Here is a 15,522-nt window from a genome sequence, read left to right on the forward strand (position 1 = left end):
ATGGGGGCGGGAATGTCGTTTGGAACGGAGTGGGACGGGCCCCAGGTACCCGTCTCGGGCGACGAGGGGCAGGCGGCGACGGCCGCGCTGGCCTCGGCGGCGTACCGGGACAGCCCGATCGAGGAGATCAAGAAGGCCGACAACGAGTGGCACCAGTCGACCGTCAAGGCGGGCCGGATCAAGATGTTCCGGCCCAATCTCGGCGAGGCGTTCTCCCGCGCCCTGGTCGACCGGATGCTCGCGCCCGGTCGTGGCGCCCTCATCCAGTCCTTCGGTACCGAGCCGCAGTTCGTCGTGGAGCACGCCCTGGCGGCCAACAACATCCGCCGGGAGCGGGACAACCGCCTGACCGGCATCACCGTCGTGTGCGGGCTGCTCTTCCTGCCCGGGATGCTCGTCTGGCTGCTCGTCTTCCAGCTGCGCATGTTCGTCGCCAGGCGGGAGGACAGGCGGGCCGGGGCGCTGGGCACCGCGCTGCTGCTGGGCGTCGGCCTGCTCGCCGCCCTCTTCCTGATCAAGATGCCGTTCTCCGGCTTCTGGGCGTGGTACGCCCGCGCGGCCGTCGTCGTCCCCGTGGTCGGCTGGTTCTGGGCCAAGCAGATCTGTGAGAAGACCGCCGGCGACCTGCGGGTCCGCTGGGAGGGCCTGCTCTCCGGCACCAGCGTCGGCGCGAAGGTCCCCGAAGCCGTGCCGCGCGGTCCCGGCCAGACCGCCGCCGAGGAGCTGCGCCAGTCGCTGGCCCGGCTGAGCGCCGAACAGCAGTCCAACTCCGTCTTCTACGCCGGTCCCAAGGGCATACTCGGCATGGGCACCCGCTGGGGCGCCTGGCAGCTCGCCGAGGACCTGAAGCCCGCCGACCCCGCCCGGGAGATCCACCCCTTCCGCAGCTGGGACGTGATACGCGCGATCCACGACCAGCTGTCCCTCCTGCAGCGCGGCCCGCTCAACACCGGCGGCTTCCCCAAGCCGTCGGTGCGGCACTGGATCGTCACCCCGATCGGCGAGAAGGCGACGTCCGTCTCCCGTCCCGAGGGCACCGACGTCGAGGCCTTCCAGGTCAAGCCGCACGCCATACAGGAGATCTGCAACAAGCAGCAGTTCGGCAGCGGCGACCGGCACTACCTGGGCGTGCAGTGGACACTGTGGGACGGACAGCTGGTCATCACCATGCTGATCACCGTCACGGTGCTGCACGAGACCCTGCGCATCGAGGTCACCGGGCACGCGCTGGGGCCGGTGAACCCGCTGTTCACCACGAAGCCCGCGGCGCCGTCCAAGGAGGTCTCCAAGTCCTTCAAGCCGTGGGAGACCCGCACGGTCAAGCTGCCGCTGGTCCCCACCGACGAGGTCGTGCGGCTCGCCGTGCGCGCCCCGCTGACCTGGTACCCGCCGCTGCTCAAGTGGCTCGGCGGCTCACTCGGCCTGCCCGAGCCGTTCGGCCTGCGCCACGCCTGGGCCGACCAGCCGTGGCGCCATCGCTTCATGGCCGACGACGCGCTGCGCGCGGCCACGCCGGTGCTGCGGGTGGTGCACTCGGCCGCGATCCGGGTCCTGGAGGAGAACGGCGTGAACACCGAGAGGTTCGGCGCACGCTCGGCGTTCCTGAGCGGCAACGTCCAGGACCCGACACCGAGGAAGGCCGACCTGTACGACGCGTGAGACCGCGGCGGGCCGGCCATGGACGGGCTCGTCGGGACAGGCTCGTCGGGACGGGCTCGTCCTGGAACGCCGGACGGGCGGCCTAGGCCTACGCCGCCGGCCAGGCGTCCGCCAGCATCTTCCGCGTGTCGGCCAGCAACTGCGGCAGCACCCTGGTGTGCCCGACCACCGGCATGAAGTTCGTGTCGCCGCCCCAGCGCGGGACGATGTGCTGGTGCAGATGGGCGGCGATGCCGGCGCCCGCGACCCCGCCCTGGTTCATGCCGATGTTGAAACCCTGCGCGCCGGATGCGCTGCGCAGGGCCGTCATGGCCTGCTTGGTCAGCTCCGCCAGCTCGGCGGTCTCCGGCCCGGTCAGCTCGGTGTAGTCGGCCACGTGCCGGTAGGGCACGGTCATCAGATGGCCGCCGTTGTACGGGTACAGGTTGAGCACGGCGTACACGTGCTCGCCGCGCCGGACGACCAGCCCGTCCTCGTCGGACTTGGCCGGGATCGAGCAGAAGGGGCAGCCGTCGTCGGCCCCCGGGCCGGTCGGCTTGTTCTCGCCCTGGATGTAGGCCATCCGGTGGGGCGTCCACAGACGCTGGAACGCGTCCTGGGTCCCCACTCCGATCTGCTGCTCCGGCTCACTCGTCATGCTAGGCAGCATATGGCTTCGCCTGTTCCCGGCGTGTCGCCGGGGCTCCGGGAAGGCGGTCTCCGGCCAAGCTTGGCCGGTGGACGATGACAGCCGTACGCGGCGCTGGGAACGCTGGCAGGCGCGCGCCGCACTGCCGCTCGGCATCGCCTCGCTGCTCTACCTCGCCGGCTACGCGGTGCATGTGCTGGTGCCGGACCTGCCTCCGGCCGCGCACGACGTCCTCAAGGTGATCACCGGAGCCGCCTGGGCGGTGTTCGTCGTCGACTACGCGGTGCACTGGCGGCTGAGCGGCCGCGGGCTCGGCTTCGTGACCCGCCACTGGCTGGACACGCTGGTGATGCTGCTGCCGTTGCTGTGGCCGCTGCGCATCGTGCGGCTGTACGACGTGGTGCGGCGGCGGCGCGGCGGCGCCCGCCTCACGCTGCACGCGCGCGTGATGCTCTACGCCGGCCTGTCCACGGCGCTGCTGGGGTTCTCCGGTGCCCTCGCGGTGTACCAGGTGGAGCGTGCCGCCCCCCACGCCACGATCCGGACGTTCGGCGACTCGGTCTGGTGGACCTGCTCCACGCTGTCGACGGTCGGCTACGGCGACATGGCCCCCGTGACAGCCCTGGGCCGGGTCATCGCGGTGGGAATGATGGCCTGCGGTCTCGCCCTGCTCGGCGTGATCACCGGCTCGTTCTCCTCGCTGCTGCTGCGGCGGTTCGCCGGGGACGCGGACGAGGAAGGGCCCCCGGGAGGCTGATCCCGGGGGCCCTCGCGGCTCAGGCGGTTCAGACCTGGGTCCGCTCCTCCACGACCTCGGCGATCTTCGCGATGGCCTCGTCGAACGGGATGCCGTTCTCCTGCGAGCCGTCGCGGTAGCGGAAGGACACCGAGCCGTTCGACATGTCCTCGTCGCCCGCGATGACCATGAACGGCACCTTCTGCTTCTGCGCGTTCCGGATCTTCTTCTGCATGCGGTCCGAGGAGGAGTCCACCTCGACGCGCAGGCCCTTCCTCCTGGCCGCGGCCGCGAACTTCTCCAGGTACTCCACGTGCGCGTCGCCGATCGGGATGCCGATCGCCTGGACGGGGGCCAGCCAGGCCGGGAAGGCGCCCGCGTAGTGCTCCAGGAGGACGGCGAAGAAGCGCTCGATGGAGCCGAACAGCGCGCGGTGGATCATGACCGGGCGCTGCTTGGAGCCGTCCGGGCCGGTGTACTCCAGGTCGAAGCGCTCGGGCAGGTTGAAGTCGAGCTGGATGGTCGACATCTGCCAGGTGCGGCCGATCGCGTCCTTGGTCTGGACGGAGATCTTGGGGCCGTAGAAGGCGGCGCCGCCCGGGTCGGGCACGAGGGGCAGGCCCTGCTTCTCGGCGACCTGGCGCAGGGTCTCGGTCGCCTCCTCCCAGACCTCGTCGGAGCCGACGAACTTCTCCGGGTCCTTGGTGGACAGCTCCAGGTAGAAGTCGGTCAGACCGTAGTCGCGCAGCAGGCCGAGGACGAAGGTGAGCGTCTTGTCCAGTTCCTCGGACATCTGCTCACGGGTGCAGTAGATGTGCGCGTCGTCCTGGGTGAAGCCGCGGGCGCGGGTCAGGCCGTGCACGACGCCCGACTTCTCGTACCGGTACACGGTCCCGAACTCGAACAGGCGCAGCGGCAGTTCGCGGTACGACCGGCCGCGCGCGTCGAAGATCAGGTTGTGCATCGGGCAGTTCATGGGCTTGAGGTAGTAGTCCACGCCCTCGTCGAGCTGCATGGGCGGGTACATGCCGTCGGCGTACCAGTCCAGGTGCCCGGACGTCTCGAAGAGCTTCCCCTTCGTGGCGTGCGGGGTGTAGACGAACTCGTAGCCCTCTTCCTCGTGCCGGCGGCGCGAGTAGTCCTCCATGACCCGGCGGACGATGCCGCCCTTGGGGTGGAAGACGGCGAGGCCGGAGCCGATCTGCTCGGGGATCGAGAAGAGGTCCAGTTCGCTGCCGAGCTTGCGGTGGTCGCGCTTCTCGGCCTCGGCGAGGAAGTCCAGGTACGCCTTCAGCTCGTCCTTGGACGGCCAGGCGGTGCCGTAGATGCGCTGGAGCATCGGGTTCTTCTCGCTGCCGCGCCAGTAGGCGGCGGCGTTGCGCATCAGCTTGAACGCCGGGATGAGCCGGGTCGAGGGCAGGTGCGGACCGCGGCAGAGGTCCTTCCAGCACAGCTCGCCGGTCTTGGCGTCCAGGTTGTCGTAGATCGTCAGCTCACCGGCGCCGACCTCGACGTCCGCGCCGTCGTCGTGCGAGGCGGAACCCTTGAGGCCGATCAGCTCCAGCTTGTACGGCTCGTCCGCCAGCTCCTCACGGGCCGCCTCGTCGGTGACGACGCGGCGGGCGAACTTCTGCCCGCGCTTCTGGATCTCCTGCATCTTCTTCTCGACGGCCTTGAGATCCTCGGGCGTGAACGGCTTCTCGACGTCGAAGTCGTAGTAGAAGCCGTCCTTGACGGGCGGGCCGATGCCCAGCTTGGCCTCGGGGAACAGCTCCTGCACGGCCTGCGCCATGACGTGCGCGGTGGAGTGGCGCAGGATGTTCAGGCCGTCCTCGGACGAGATCTGGACGCCCTCGACCTCGTCACCGTCGGACAGTGCGTACGCGAGGTCCTTCAGCTCGCCGCCCACGCGCGCGGCGATGATCGAGCGCTCGCCCGCGAAGAGGTCGGCGGCCGTAGTGCCCGTCGTCACCACGCGTTCTTCCCGCTCGGAATCGCGTTGGATGATCACACGGACGTCTGACACCGGTCTCTCCTGACTGAAGGTGGGGTGCGGCGCCATACCAGGAGCGCGCGCACAGGCGATCGTACCGACCCGACGGCACCGACCGCGAAACGGTCACCCTCGGTCCTCGTCCCCGTACGCTCCCGGCTCCCCCTCCCCGCAGGCCTCCTCGAAGAAGTCGAGGTTCTCCTGGAGCGACTTCATCAGCCGGTCCCGCTCCGCCTCGTCCACCTGCACGGGTACGACCCCGGAGGCGCCCGTGAGCCGGCGGAAGCCGCCGCGGCGCTCCAGCCGGCCGTGCACGCGGACGGGGAGGCCGACGAGGTGGGCGTGGCCGGCGATGCGGTAGTCCTCCTCGTCCAGGGTGACGCGGAGGTGGGGCACGTCGGCGCCGGCCAGGACGCGCAGCCGCACGGTGCCCTCGCCGCCGGGTCCGGAACGGCGCATGCGCACGACGGCGCCGGTGACGCGGACCGGGACGGAGGGTTCGGCGCGGAGGTAGCGGGCGGCGGCCTCGCGGAGCACGGGCAGGTCGCCCGGGGAGAACTCGACGGGTTCGGCGGAGGGCGCGCAGCCCTCGGGGACGCCGGCGCCGGGTGCCCAGGCGACGGCGACGCGGGCGCCCTCGGTGCCGCGCACGAGTGCGCTGAGCGCCTCGGTCAGCTCGCGGCTGACGCCCGCTTCGACGGCGCCGTCGAAGGCGTCCATGCCACCGGTGGCGCGCTGGTAGTCGACGGCCTCACGGGCCGCGCAGAGGGCCTGGTGGAGGCGGACGGCGAGGGGCCGGCCGGTGGGCACGGGCGCGAAGGCGGTGAGGGTCCGGCCGCCGGTGGCGGGGCCGACGAGGACGCCCTCGAGGAGCGCGGCGGCGGGGCGGCGGTGGCGGGCGCCGTAGTAGCCGGCACGCGCGCGCGTGGCGAGCGCGGCGGCGAGCAGCATCCGCCGGGTGGCGGCGCGCAGGTCGGCGTCGGCGGTCCAGGGGGACGCGCCGGCGGGGCCGCTCGGGGTGTTGCGCCACCAGCGGATCTCGTCGCTGGGTACGGCGAGGGAGATCAGCACCTCGCGGGCGGCGGGGGTGTCGCTGCGGGCGAGGGCGTCGAGGGCCTCGCCGAGCAGGTCGTCGCTGTCGGGGAAGGCCCGGCTCTCGGGGACGAGCAGGCTGGTTCCGCCGCCGCCCGGGCCGGGCGGGGTCCAGCGGCCGTACCGCCCGGCCGCTCCCCCGCGCCGCTGCCAGCCGTGCCGGTGCAGCAGGGCGCCGAGCACGGCGGGGTCGACCTCGGCGGGCTCCGGGGGCCGGTGCCAGGGCAGGTCGTCGGGGTGTGGCCGCAGCTGCCCCGCCGGCTCGTCGAAGGGACGGTTCCTCATGGCCTGCCTCCCGTCCCGACCCGCGTCATGATCTCGCACAGGGCCCGGTCGTCGAAGATGCGCGAGGTCGGTATCCGCACGGTGGTCCGGTGCCGGCCGGTCACGGGGTGGCCGGCGAGATCGACCCAGTAGCAGCAGTGCCGCAGGTCGAGCCGGTCGTGGCCGGCGCGCAGCCAGTCGTCCTGGGACCGCGGCACGAGCATGACGACCAGGATCTTGTGCACCGAGACGGGCGTGCGGGCGAGCTTGCGCAGATGGGCGTTGTCGAGCGTGAAGGAGAAGGAGCGCCCCGGGGGGTTGGGCGCGACCTGGTAGGTGGCCTTCAGCTGCACCTTGATGGTGACCTCGTCGTCCACGGTGTGTCCGGGCGCGCTGTGGCTGACGTGCCAGTCGATGCCGTTGTCCGGGAAGGGCTGGGACAGCGAGCAGCCGGCCGCGGCGGCGACCGCGTGCAGATAGCCGACCTGCAGTGTCTCCATGCAGGCGGTGGTGGCGAGCGTGCCGCGGAGGGTGCCCGGGCGATCGGGCAGCAGCCCGCCCCGCTCGGGCTGCGCTATGGCCATGACCAACAGCCTTCCAAGCAATGAGTTTCCCCGCTGCGGGCCGCTGAACTGCAAAGACCCGTACTCCTGTTGTCTCCTCCCGGCGTACGGCGCAAACGGCCCGGGTATCACCAAACAGGCAGAAGACGGAACGTCATCTGCCATGGGTGAACGAGGAGTTGGGTTGGGATGACGACCTGGTACGAGGGGCCGCTGGCCGCCTTCGACACGGAGACGACGGGCGTGGACGTCGAGACCGACCGGATCGTGTCGGCCGCCGTCGTCGTCCAGGATGCGCCGGGGACCCGGCCCCGGGTGTCCCGATGGCTGGTGAACCCGGGTGTGCCGGTGCCGGAGGCGGCGACGGCGGTGCACGGGCTGACGGAGGAGCACCTGCAGCACAACGGGCGCTGGCCCGCTCCGGTGATGTACGAGATAGCCGAGCAGCTGGCCGAGCACGCGGCGCTGGGCCGCCCGCTGGTGGTGATGAACGCGCCGTTCGATCTGACGCTGCTGGACCGGGAGTTGCGCCGGCACCGGGCGTCCTCGCTGGACCGCTGGTTCGAGTCGGTGCCGCTGCGGGTGCTGGACCCGCGGGTGCTGGACAAGCATCTGGACCGGTACCGCAAGGGCCGCCGCACGCTGACCGACCTGTGCGCGCACTACGGCGTGACGCTGGACGGCGCCCATGACGCGGCGGCGGACGCGCTGGCCGCGCTGGATGTCGTACGGGCTCTGGGCCGCCGCTTCGCGAGCCGGCTGGAGCGCCTGTCCCCCGCGGAGCTGCACACGCTCCAGGCGAACTGGCACGCGGCGCAGGCGCGCGGCCTCCAGGCGTGGTTCGCGCGCAGCGGCTCGGAGGAGACGGTGAGCACGGACTGGCCCCTGCGGCCGGAGCTGTCGGCCGCCGCGTGAGCCCGCACAGCACGCAGAAGGCCGGCCCGCTGCTGCGGACCGGCCTCTCCCGGTGGGCGATACTGGGTTCGAACCAGTGACCTCTTCGGTGTGAACGAAGCGCTCTCCCACTGAGCTAATCGCCCGGGAACGCACTGAACAATACAGGCCCGGGCGCCCTTCGTTCAAACCGCTCGCAGGTGGCGCAGCAGGCCGCGCCGCCCCGAGCTCATCATCAGCCGGTGGTTGGCGCGGAAGACCGGCCGGCCGGGCACGGCGAACCGCCTGAGGAGAGGCTTGCGGACGTGGACCTCCTGGTCGTAACGGGCCAGGGTCCCGGCACCCTCGGCGGTGACCGTCCAGCGCGCCCAGCCCTCGATGTCACCGGACATGGCGATCTCCAGCACCCCGGCGTCCGCGTCGCGGCGGATCCGGTGTGCCGTGAAGGTCATGTCGTACGGGAGGACGGACCTGATGGTGAGGACGCCCGTGGTGTCGTCCAGCCGGGTCACCGACCGCACCTGCGGCCACCAGCGGGGGTAGTCCTCGGCCTGCTCCAGGACGCCGTACACCGTGGCGGGCGGAACGGGCAGGGACCACAGGCTGCGGAAGCGGTAATGATTCCAGTCCATGGGCCGAGTGTGACGCGATGCGCGCCGCGCCCCTTTCCCCGGGCCTTCGCGACGCCGTCACGAAAGTGATACAGGCTCAGATTTCCGGCACCCACCGAGGCCGGGGATCAAAGAGGATCCCTCTCTTGTCCTATTTACGAAAGAACGTGACGGCGTTTTAGAAAACCTGTGGCGGATTCCCGTCGACCACTTACGCCCGGAACTCCACCAAGATCCGTTAATACGGCTGGAAGTCCGCTTTGCCCTTGATCTATACGCAGGACACCGGGAGCAGGACACGGCACCGGGACAGGACACCGGGAGCAGACGCCGACGGCCCACCTGCCTGTCGCAGATGGGCCGTCGGTCCGGGTGGGCGATACTGGGTTCGAACCAGTGACCTCTTCGGTGTGAACGAAGCGCTCTCCCGCTGAGCTAATCGCCCGGGCGCAGGAAGAACATTACCCCATGTCAGGGGGTGCTTCCGACCAGGGGCGGGGGCGGCCGGCGCCGCCCGGCCGCGGCCGGCGTCACTGATCCTTGATCTTCCAGGGCATGACGACGCCGAACTTCCACAGGTAGACACCGGCGAGCACGCCGATGATCACCAGTCCGATCACGGTCAGGGTGATGTTGCGGCGGCGCACCCTGGGGTCGAGGGCACGCTGGGCGGCCTCGGTGACCTTGCGTTTGGTCCAGCGGAGCACGAGCTGGGCCCAGACGAACTCGGTCGCCCAGATCGCCATGCCGCCGAAGATCACCACCCAGCCGGGTCCGGGCAGGGGCAGCATGACGATGCCCGCGGCAACCACCGCGAGCCCGATCACGAAGACGCCGACCTGCCAGCTCAGATGCAGGAGCCTGCGGGCCCTGATGAACTCCGGCGCCCTTGAGCCGAGCCCGCGCCCGGCCTCCTGGCCGGCCTGGAGCCGGTCCGTCCTCGCCTTGTCCGCTGCCACGGCGACCTCGCCCGGCTCGTCACTCCCCGTATTCATACGGACAAACCCTACCCGAGCGAATCCAGTCACTGGAATGGTCGTAGATCCGGTACGAGTTCTCGGCCGGAAGGGTTACGTAAACACACGCAAAACACTCAGAGGGGTTTACAACGGCACCGTAGGTGGCATGTCGATTTCGCCGACGTGCGAATCCCCGAGCGCACACTGAGCGAAAGGCCCTGGCGCTTATGAACACCACGGTCAGCTGCGAGCTGCACCTGCGCCTCGTTGTGTCGAGCGAGTCCTCCCTGCCTGTCCCCGCAGGCCTGCGGTACGACACGGCCGACCCCTACGCCGTGCACGCCACCTTCCACACCGGAGCCGAGGAGACCGTCGAGTGGGTGTTCGCCCGCGACCTCCTCGCCGAGGGGCTGCACCGGCCCACCGGCACCGGCGACGTCCGCGTCTGGCCATCGCGCAGCCATGGTCAGGGCGTCGTGTGCATCGCCCTGAGCTCCCCGGAGGGGGAGGCGCTGCTCGAGGCCCCGGCGCGGGCCCTGGAGTCCTTCCTGAAGCGAACCGACGCCGCCGTGCCGCCCGGCACGGAACACCGGCACTTCGACCTGGATCAGGAGCTCTCGCACATCCTGGCGGAGAGCTAGGTCGCCGCCCTCCCAAGCAGCCCGGCGCCGTCCACTCGGGGAGACGGCTCGGGCCAAGACAACCGCATACGGCACAGGCCGACGCCGCCACCGTGAGCGCTCACGGGGCGGCGCCGGCCTGTGCCGCGTCGGCCCCGGTCCGCGCACGGGCGGACACGGAGAGTGTGCGGGCGGCCCCGCGGGCCGTCAGGCGGCCCGCCCCGGCAGCCGGGACGGCGCCGGGAACCCCGCGGCGCACGAGGGCGTTGTACCGGCGAGCGGGTAGGGCGAAGGACGGGTACGGCCGGCGCGGTTGTCGCTACCATCGGCCAGCATCGGCGGGCGCCCGCCCGACCCCCAGGCCAGGGAGCGAAACGTGCTGATCACCCACGACACCCGGTGCGCCCTCGACACCGTGGTGGATCTGGTGAACTCCGCGCCGGAGGACGAGGCGGCGGCGGACGGACTGTCCGACGTCCCGGCTCTCGCGGAGTTCGTACGAAACCACCAGATCAGCGATGTCGGTGTGCTGTCGGAGTTCGATCTCTCGGCGGTGCGCAGGGTCCGGGGGCGGTTCGCGTCGATCTTCGCGGCCCCGGACGCCCGGTCCGCGGCCATGATGATCAACGAGCTGATCGCCGCCGCGGGCACCACTCCCCGCCTGACGGACCACGACGGCTACGACTGGCATGTGCACTACTTCGCACCGGGTGCCTCCGTGGCCGACCATCTCGCCGCGGACTGCGGGATGGCGCTCGCCTTCTTCGTGGTGGCCGGGGAGCAGGAACGGCTGCGGCGCTGCGAGGCACCGGACTGCAGACGCGCCTTCGTGGATCTCTCCCGCAACCGCTCGCGCCGCTACTGCGACAGCCGCACCTGCGGAAACCGGCTGCACGTCGCCGCCTACCGGGCCCGGCGCAAGGAAGCGGCGGGCTGAGAGCGGACGGCGCCCGGGGCGACGTCGGTCCCGGCGGGTGGCGCCGGGACGGACGTGTACGGCTCACAGCAACAGCAGGTCGTGCAGCGCAGCCATGAGGAGCAGACACCCGATCACCGCTAGGAAGATCATCAGCGGTGGCTGGGAAAGGGCGAAGAGGCACCCGCGCGGCTCGTCCTTCGGCGGCGCGGCCTCGCTCTGTGTCGTGTCCAGCATCTCGCGGCAGATCATGGCGCACGCGACGCCCCGTCCGCGATCACCCCACCCGGATCTTCCGGGAGATCGCCGAATACCGTGAGGTCTCGTTCGGCTGGTGAACGATTCCGGACGTCGCCGGACGCACTGTGTCGTTTCAGTCAGTCATGTGACTGTCATATGCCGTGCTTCTTGAGGATGGCCTCGATGTCGCTGAAGTCCTCCGCCGAGCCGTGGGCCCGGGGCGCGGTGGCCGCAGGCCCGCCGGCGGGACGGGACGCGCCGCCCAGGGAGGGTGCCGAGGCCGTGGGGGCCACCGCCTCCCGCCCCGCCGCTTCGCGTCCGGCCCCGGCACCTCGGCGCCGGCGCTCCACGGCGCGCGTCCCGGCGAACAGAAGCCAGGCCGCACCCAGCACCCCGAAGCCGGCCCAGGCGGTGGGGCTGAGGGCGGTGTCGGCGAGCCAGCCGACGACCCCGGTCATCACCAGGCCGACCGGCACGAGCGAGTAGGCCGCGAGGCGGGCCGCCGTCAGGAAACGCTTGCGGTAGGCGGTGACCACCGCGATACCCAGGCCCGCCGCGGACACGGCGGAGCACACTGTCTCGGCAATCATCCGGTCCTCCCGGCGGGCTCGGTCTGTCGCCTCCATCGTGCACCTCCGGATCCCCGCGAGGCCACGGTCCCGGGGGACATCAGGGAGATCTCCGGGTCGTCTCCTACTGGAGTCCCGGCCCCGGCGGGAGCGCCGTACGCCGAGGTCCCGGTTGGGCCGCCCGCGCCCGGCCTGGAAGACTGGGGGACATGAGCGACTCCTCCCCCGCACGCGCGGATGCCCTCGTCCTCGACGTCTGGTGTGAACTGCAGTGCCCGGACTGCCGTACCGCCCTGGACGACGTCCGCGCCCTGCGTGCCCGCTACGGCGACCGGCTGGAGCTGCGGCTGCGGCACTTCCCGCTGGAGAAGCACCAGCACGCCTTCGCCGCCGCCCAGGCCGCCGAGGAGGCGCTGGAGCAGGGCAGGGGCTGGCCGTACGTGGAGGCCGTGCTGGAGCGGGTGGCGGAGCTGGACCGCCGGGGAGAACCCTTCCTGGTCGAGGTCGCCGGTGAACTGGGCCTGGACGCGGAGGAGTTCGACACCGCGCTGATCGACGGCCGGCACATCCTCGTGGTCGACGCCGACCAGGCCGAGGGCAAGGCGATCGGCGTGACCGGCACCCCGACGTATGTCATCGGCGGCGAACGCCTCGACGGCGGCAAGAGCCAGGAGGGGCTGCGCGAGCGCATCGAGGAGATCGCGGACCGGCTGCTGGCTGACCGGGACGGCCGGGAGGCCTGAGGAAACGGAAGACCCTGGAGCACGGAAGACCCTAGAGCAGCGGCTTGCTCAGGGAGCGGGTCACCGTCTCGTACCCGAGTGACGCGCACAGCCGCTCGGCGGGGGTGTTGCCCGCGGGCACGTCGAGGGCGAGGACCGGCCGGGCGGCCTCGACCGCCTGGCGTTCCGCCACCAGCATGAGCGTGCGGCCGTGTCCCCGGCCGCGGTGGGCCGCGTCGGTCCGCACGTCGTACACGTACGCCCTGGCCTCCTCCAGCGCCACCCACAGGGTGCCCACCGGGCCGCCCGCGTGTTCCAGCACGCTGAAGAGCATGCCGTCGGTATCGAGCCCCCGCGGCAGCAGCCGCGCGTGGTCGTCGCGGACCTCGGCGCGGGCCGCGGCCCCGGGCGTGCCCCGGCCGGTCCCCCCGCGCGCGCACCGCTCGCTCCGCGCCTCCCGCCACGCGTCGAACTCGGCGCCGGTCATGGGCCGCGCGTGACGGTCCGGCGGCAGCTCGGGCGCGGTGCCGCCGAGGCGCTTGACCATGCCGCGGCCGTGCTCCGTGTAGCCGAGGGTGCCGAACAGGCGCAGCGCGGCGGCCGCCGCGACGGGCACCACCGTCTCCATCCGCGCACAGCCCCAGCCGCGGGCCACCTCCTCCGCGGCGAGCAGCGCCACGGTGCCCCGGCCGCGCCGCCGGTCGGGCTCGGCGATCCGCAGGTCCGCCACGCGGGCGACCGGGCCGCCGGGGTCCGGCGAGGTGCCGAGGCGGATCTCCCCGACGGGACGGCTGTTCACGCACACCGCGAAGCGCCGGGAGCGGGTCCCGTCGGGGTGCGTCCGGAGCGGCTCGGCCGGCCGCAGGGTCGTGGTCATCACAGGAGTTCTACCCACGGCGACGGGTCGCGTCAGCCCGTTCTCCCCGCCCCGTTCACGTCACCGCACCCGGCTTCAGGGGTCCAGGTCCTGCCCGGCCCGCTCGTCGAAGACACGCATGGCCTTGGCGGTCACCGGGCCGGGGGCACCGGGCAGTTCGCGGTCGTCGATCCGGTGCACGGCCTGCACGTCCCGCAGCGTGGAGGTCAGGAAGACCTCGTCGGCACGCTGGAGGACGTCCAGCGGCAGGTCGGTCTCCTTGGCGCCGGTCCACTCGGCGACCAGGGCCCGGGTGATGCCGGGCAGGCAGCCGGAGGCGACCGGCGGGGTGTGGATCTCGCCGTCCAGGACGACGAAGACGTTCGACCCGGTGCCCTCGCAGAGCTGTCCGACCGTGTTGCCGAACAGCGCCTCGGAGGCGCCGAGTCCGTGGGCGCGGGCCAGGGCGACGACGTTCTCGGCGTAGGAGGTGCTCTTCACCCCGGCGAGGGCGCCGCGTTCGTTGCGCGTCCACGGGACGGTGATCACCGCGGTGGTGTCCGGGCGGCGGGTGGTCTCGCCGAGGGCGACCACGAGGGTCGGGCCGTGTTCACCGCGGTCGGAGCCGAGCGGTCCGTGACCGCCGGTGTAGGTGATCCGCAGCCGGCCCAGCGCCATCGGGTTGGCCTCCAGCACGGCCGTGCAGGCGCGACGCACCTCGTCGTGGTCGGGGTCGGGCAGGCCGAGGCCGCGGGCCGAGCGGGTCAGCCGGTCGAGGTGCCGGGTGAGCGCGAACGGCTCGCCGTCGGCCGCCTTCACGGTCTCGAAGACGCCGTCCCCGACGGTCAGCCCGTGGTCGAGGACGGAGATCCTCGCGGTGTCCAGGTCCCGCAGTCCGCCGTCCAGCCAGATCCTCATGTGAGCGCTCCCTCGGTCTCCTCGTACGTCCCCGACGCTATCGCGAGCAGCCGGGACGCCTTCAGCTCGGTCTCCCGCCACTCCCCCTCCGGGTCGGACCCCCAGGTGATGCCGGCACCGGTGCCGAAGCGCAGCGTCGCCGCGCCCCCGGCGGACCGGTCGATCCAGAAGGTGCGGATGCCCACGGCCAGCTCGGCTGTGCCCCGGTCGGCGTCCACCCAGCCGATGCCGCCGCAGTACGGGCCGCGCGGCGCCGTCTCCAGCGCGTCGATGATCCTCAGGGCGCTCGACTTGGGGGCGCCGGTGACGGAGCCGGGCGGGAAGGCCGCGTCCAGCAGCTCCGGCCAGCCGGCTCCCTCGCGCAGCTCGCCGCGGACGGTGGAGACGAGGTGGACCAGGCCCGGATGCTTCTCCACGGCGCACAGGTCGGGGACGGTCACGCTGCCGGTGGCGCAGACGCGCCCGATGTCGTTGCGGACCAGGTCCACGATCATCACGTTCTCGGCGTAGTCCTTCTCCAGGAGGTCCGCCTCGGTCCGCCCGGTGCCCTTGATGGGGCCCGACTCGACCGTCCGGCCGTCGCGGCTCAGGAACAGCTCGGGCGAGGCGGTGGCGATCTCCACGCCGTGCCGCGGCAGTCGGACCGTCCCCGCGTAGGGCGCGGGGTTGCCCCGGGCCAGTACGGCGGTGAGGGCGTCCACGTCGGCGCCCGGGGCGACGGGCGCGCTGAGCACCCGGCAGAGATTGGCCTGGTAGACCTCACCGGCCGCGATGTGCTCGCGGATGCGGCGGACGGCCGCCGTGTAGGCGGCCCTGTCCAGGGAGGAGGTCCACTCCCCCGGCCCCGGGCCCCGCCATCCGCCGGGCACCGGCGCGGGCACCGGCTCCGTCCGTACGTCCGCGAAGCGGGCGCAGGTCAGCCGGCCCTCGAAGTCCGCGCAGACGGCCCAGAAGCCGCTGGAGTCCAGGGCGGCCGGATCGCTGGTGACGTCGAGGAGGCCGGTGGCGACGCGGTCGCCGAAGCGGGCGAGAGGAGGGTGGTGGAGCACGTGGTCGAGTCTAGGTCGGGTGTCCGGGAGGCGACCTCGGGATGTCCCGGAGGGGGACCCGGCCACCGGGCCCGCCGGGCGCACCGCAGCACGCTGCGTAAACGCGTTTTTGTGCTGGCCCGGGAATCCGCTAGAGTTCAACACGTCGCCGGGACGCGGAAGCGGACCGAAACGACAGGCGGACGTAGCTCAGTTGGTAGAGCGCAACCTTGCCAAGGTTGAGGTCGCGAGTT

At 72.0% G+C, this 15,522-nt stretch carries 17 protein-coding genes and 2 tRNA genes; 6 read left to right on the forward strand and 13 right to left on the reverse strand.

The features are described 5' to 3' along the window. Positions 1 to 12 precede the first annotated feature (12 nt). Complete coding sequence (locus AB0B40_RS31115; protein ID WP_362266834.1) at positions 13 to 1,659, forward strand: hypothetical protein; 1,647 nt, start codon at positions 13 to 15, stop codon at positions 1,657 to 1,659. Between the two features lie 88 nt (positions 1,660 to 1,747). Here the strand turns inward: AB0B40_RS31115 and AB0B40_RS31120 are convergent, their stop codons facing one another. Then, on the reverse strand, positions 1,748 to 2,308 hold the full coding sequence (locus AB0B40_RS31120) for an HIT domain-containing protein (protein ID WP_345059170.1): 561 nt from the start codon (positions 2,306 to 2,308) through the stop codon (positions 1,748 to 1,750). Between the two features lie 67 nt (positions 2,309 to 2,375). On the opposite strand from AB0B40_RS31120, the gene AB0B40_RS31125 reads away from it, so the two are divergent. Next, positions 2,376 to 3,044 carry a potassium channel family protein gene (locus tag AB0B40_RS31125; protein ID WP_362266836.1) on the forward strand — a complete coding sequence of 223 codons (669 nt, stop codon included), beginning with the start codon at positions 2,376 to 2,378 and terminating at the stop codon, positions 3,042 to 3,044. Positions 3,045 to 3,072: 28 nt separating this feature from the next. Here AB0B40_RS31125 and thrS read toward each other — a convergent pair whose 3' ends face one another. The 3 genes from thrS to AB0B40_RS31140 form a co-directional block, all read right to left on the reverse strand. Continuing rightward, a complete protein-coding gene (thrS, locus tag AB0B40_RS31130; protein ID WP_345059168.1) occupies positions 3,073 to 5,049 on the reverse strand; it encodes a threonine--tRNA ligase in 1,977 nt (658 codons plus the stop codon). A gap of 93 nt (positions 5,050 to 5,142) precedes the next feature. Continuing rightward, positions 5,143 to 6,393 carry a hypothetical protein gene (locus AB0B40_RS31135; RefSeq protein ID WP_362266838.1) on the reverse strand — a complete coding sequence of 417 codons (1,251 nt, stop codon included), beginning with the start codon at positions 6,391 to 6,393 and terminating at the stop codon, positions 5,143 to 5,145. Then, complete coding sequence (locus AB0B40_RS31140; RefSeq protein ID WP_345060306.1) at positions 6,390 to 6,956, reverse strand: DUF4365 domain-containing protein; 567 nt, start codon at positions 6,954 to 6,956, stop codon at positions 6,390 to 6,392. The genes AB0B40_RS31135 and AB0B40_RS31140 overlap by 4 nt, the downstream gene beginning before the upstream one ends. 168 nt (positions 6,957 to 7,124) lie before the next feature. Here AB0B40_RS31140 and AB0B40_RS31145 point away from each other — a divergent pair, with 168 nt between their 5' ends. Next, positions 7,125 to 7,850 carry a 3'-5' exonuclease gene (locus AB0B40_RS31145; protein ID WP_345060304.1) on the forward strand — a complete coding sequence of 242 codons (726 nt, stop codon included), beginning with the start codon at positions 7,125 to 7,127 and terminating at the stop codon, positions 7,848 to 7,850. Positions 7,851 to 7,903: 53 nt separating this feature from the next. Here AB0B40_RS31145 and AB0B40_RS31150 read toward each other — a convergent pair. The 4 genes from AB0B40_RS31150 to AB0B40_RS31165 all read right to left on the reverse strand — a co-directional run bounded on the left by AB0B40_RS31150 (position 7,904) and on the right by AB0B40_RS31165 (position 9,435). Then, positions 7,904 to 7,975, reverse strand: a tRNA-Val gene (locus tag AB0B40_RS31150). Between the two features lie 39 nt (positions 7,976 to 8,014). After that, positions 8,015 to 8,461 carry an SRPBCC family protein gene (locus AB0B40_RS31155; protein ID WP_345060302.1) on the reverse strand — a complete coding sequence of 149 codons (447 nt, stop codon included), beginning with the start codon at positions 8,459 to 8,461 and terminating at the stop codon, positions 8,015 to 8,017. A gap of 352 nt (positions 8,462 to 8,813) precedes the next feature. Then, a tRNA-Val gene (locus AB0B40_RS31160) sits at positions 8,814 to 8,885 on the reverse strand. An 85-nt stretch (positions 8,886 to 8,970) separates the two neighbouring features. Then, entirely contained in the window at positions 8,971 to 9,435 is a 465-nt protein-coding gene (locus AB0B40_RS31165; protein ID WP_345060300.1) for a TIGR02611 family protein, read from the reverse strand. Between the two features lie 191 nt (positions 9,436 to 9,626). Here AB0B40_RS31165 and AB0B40_RS31170 point away from each other — a divergent pair, with 191 nt between their 5' ends. Then, positions 9,627 to 10,040: an SsgA family sporulation/cell division regulator gene (locus tag AB0B40_RS31170; RefSeq protein ID WP_004002642.1), complete on the forward strand. Its 414-nt coding sequence runs from the start codon at positions 9,627 to 9,629 to the stop codon at positions 10,038 to 10,040. Positions 10,041 to 10,395: 355 nt separating this feature from the next. After that, complete coding sequence (locus tag AB0B40_RS31175) at positions 10,396 to 10,956, forward strand: CGNR zinc finger domain-containing protein (RefSeq protein WP_362266841.1); 561 nt, start codon at positions 10,396 to 10,398, stop codon at positions 10,954 to 10,956. A gap of 63 nt (positions 10,957 to 11,019) precedes the next feature. On the opposite strand, the gene AB0B40_RS31180 is transcribed toward AB0B40_RS31175, so the two are convergent. Continuing rightward, the gene (locus AB0B40_RS31180; protein WP_167345734.1) at positions 11,020 to 11,172 is read right to left on the reverse strand and encodes a hypothetical protein; all 153 of its coding nucleotides are present in this window, start codon (positions 11,170 to 11,172) and stop codon (positions 11,020 to 11,022) included. 155 nt (positions 11,173 to 11,327) lie between these two features. Beyond that, positions 11,328 to 11,765 (reverse strand): hypothetical protein, encoded by a 438-nt coding sequence (locus AB0B40_RS31185; protein ID WP_362266843.1) that lies wholly within the window; start codon positions 11,763 to 11,765, stop codon positions 11,328 to 11,330. Between the two features lie 188 nt (positions 11,766 to 11,953). Between AB0B40_RS31185 and AB0B40_RS31190 the strand changes: the two genes are divergently transcribed. Next, a complete protein-coding gene (locus AB0B40_RS31190) occupies positions 11,954 to 12,487 on the forward strand; it encodes a DsbA family protein (protein WP_345060293.1) in 534 nt (177 codons plus the stop codon). A gap of 31 nt (positions 12,488 to 12,518) precedes the next feature. Here AB0B40_RS31190 and AB0B40_RS31195 read toward each other — a convergent pair whose 3' ends face one another. From AB0B40_RS31195 to AB0B40_RS31205, 3 genes are all read right to left on the reverse strand, one after another. Continuing rightward, entirely contained in the window at positions 12,519 to 13,343 is an 825-nt protein-coding gene (locus tag AB0B40_RS31195) for a GNAT family N-acetyltransferase (protein ID WP_362266846.1), read from the reverse strand. 75 nt (positions 13,344 to 13,418) lie between these two features. Then, complete coding sequence (locus AB0B40_RS31200) at positions 13,419 to 14,240, reverse strand: aminodeoxychorismate lyase (RefSeq protein WP_345060289.1); 822 nt, start codon at positions 14,238 to 14,240, stop codon at positions 13,419 to 13,421. Further along, positions 14,237 to 15,289: a chorismate-binding protein gene (locus tag AB0B40_RS31205; RefSeq protein ID WP_345060287.1), complete on the reverse strand. Its 1,053-nt coding sequence runs from the start codon at positions 15,287 to 15,289 to the stop codon at positions 14,237 to 14,239. The genes AB0B40_RS31200 and AB0B40_RS31205 overlap by 4 nt, the downstream gene beginning before the upstream one ends. Positions 15,290 to 15,522: the final 233 nt, after the last annotated feature.

The organism is Streptomyces sp. NPDC042638 (assembly GCF_040647235.1).
GTDB lineage: Bacteria > Actinomycetota > Actinomycetes > Streptomycetales > Streptomycetaceae > Streptomyces > Streptomyces rameus.

Coding starts and splice junctions, on each gene's coding strand:
- AB0B40_RS31190 (WP_345060293.1), top strand. CDS start 11,954: ATGAGCGACTCCTCCCCCGCACGCGCGGATGCCCTCGTCCTCGACGTC.
- AB0B40_RS31115 (WP_362266834.1), top strand. CDS start 13: ATGTCGTTTGGAACGGAGTGGGACGGGCCCCAGGTACCCGTCTCGGGC.
- AB0B40_RS31140 (WP_345060306.1), bottom strand. CDS start 6,956: ATGGCCATAGCGCAGCCCGAGCGGGGCGGGCTGCTGCCCGATCGCCCG.
- AB0B40_RS31200 (WP_345060289.1), bottom strand. CDS start 14,240: ATGAGGATCTGGCTGGACGGCGGACTGCGGGACCTGGACACCGCGAGG.
- AB0B40_RS31170 (WP_004002642.1), top strand. CDS start 9,627: ATGAACACCACGGTCAGCTGCGAGCTGCACCTGCGCCTCGTTGTGTCG.
- AB0B40_RS31120 (WP_345059170.1), bottom strand. CDS start 2,308: ATGCTGCCTAGCATGACGAGTGAGCCGGAGCAGCAGATCGGAGTGGGG.
- AB0B40_RS31165 (WP_345060300.1), bottom strand. CDS start 9,435: ATGAATACGGGGAGTGACGAGCCGGGCGAGGTCGCCGTGGCAGCGGAC.
- AB0B40_RS31155 (WP_345060302.1), bottom strand. CDS start 8,461: ATGGACTGGAATCATTACCGCTTCCGCAGCCTGTGGTCCCTGCCCGTT.
- AB0B40_RS31180 (WP_167345734.1), bottom strand. CDS start 11,172: ATGCTGGACACGACACAGAGCGAGGCCGCGCCGCCGAAGGACGAGCCG.
- AB0B40_RS31185 (WP_362266843.1), bottom strand. CDS start 11,765: ATGATTGCCGAGACAGTGTGCTCCGCCGTGTCCGCGGCGGGCCTGGGT.
- AB0B40_RS31195 (WP_362266846.1), bottom strand. CDS start 13,343: ATGACCACGACCCTGCGGCCGGCCGAGCCGCTCCGGACGCACCCCGAC.
- AB0B40_RS31145 (WP_345060304.1), top strand. CDS start 7,125: ATGACGACCTGGTACGAGGGGCCGCTGGCCGCCTTCGACACGGAGACG.
- AB0B40_RS31135 (WP_362266838.1), bottom strand. CDS start 6,393: ATGAGGAACCGTCCCTTCGACGAGCCGGCGGGGCAGCTGCGGCCACAC.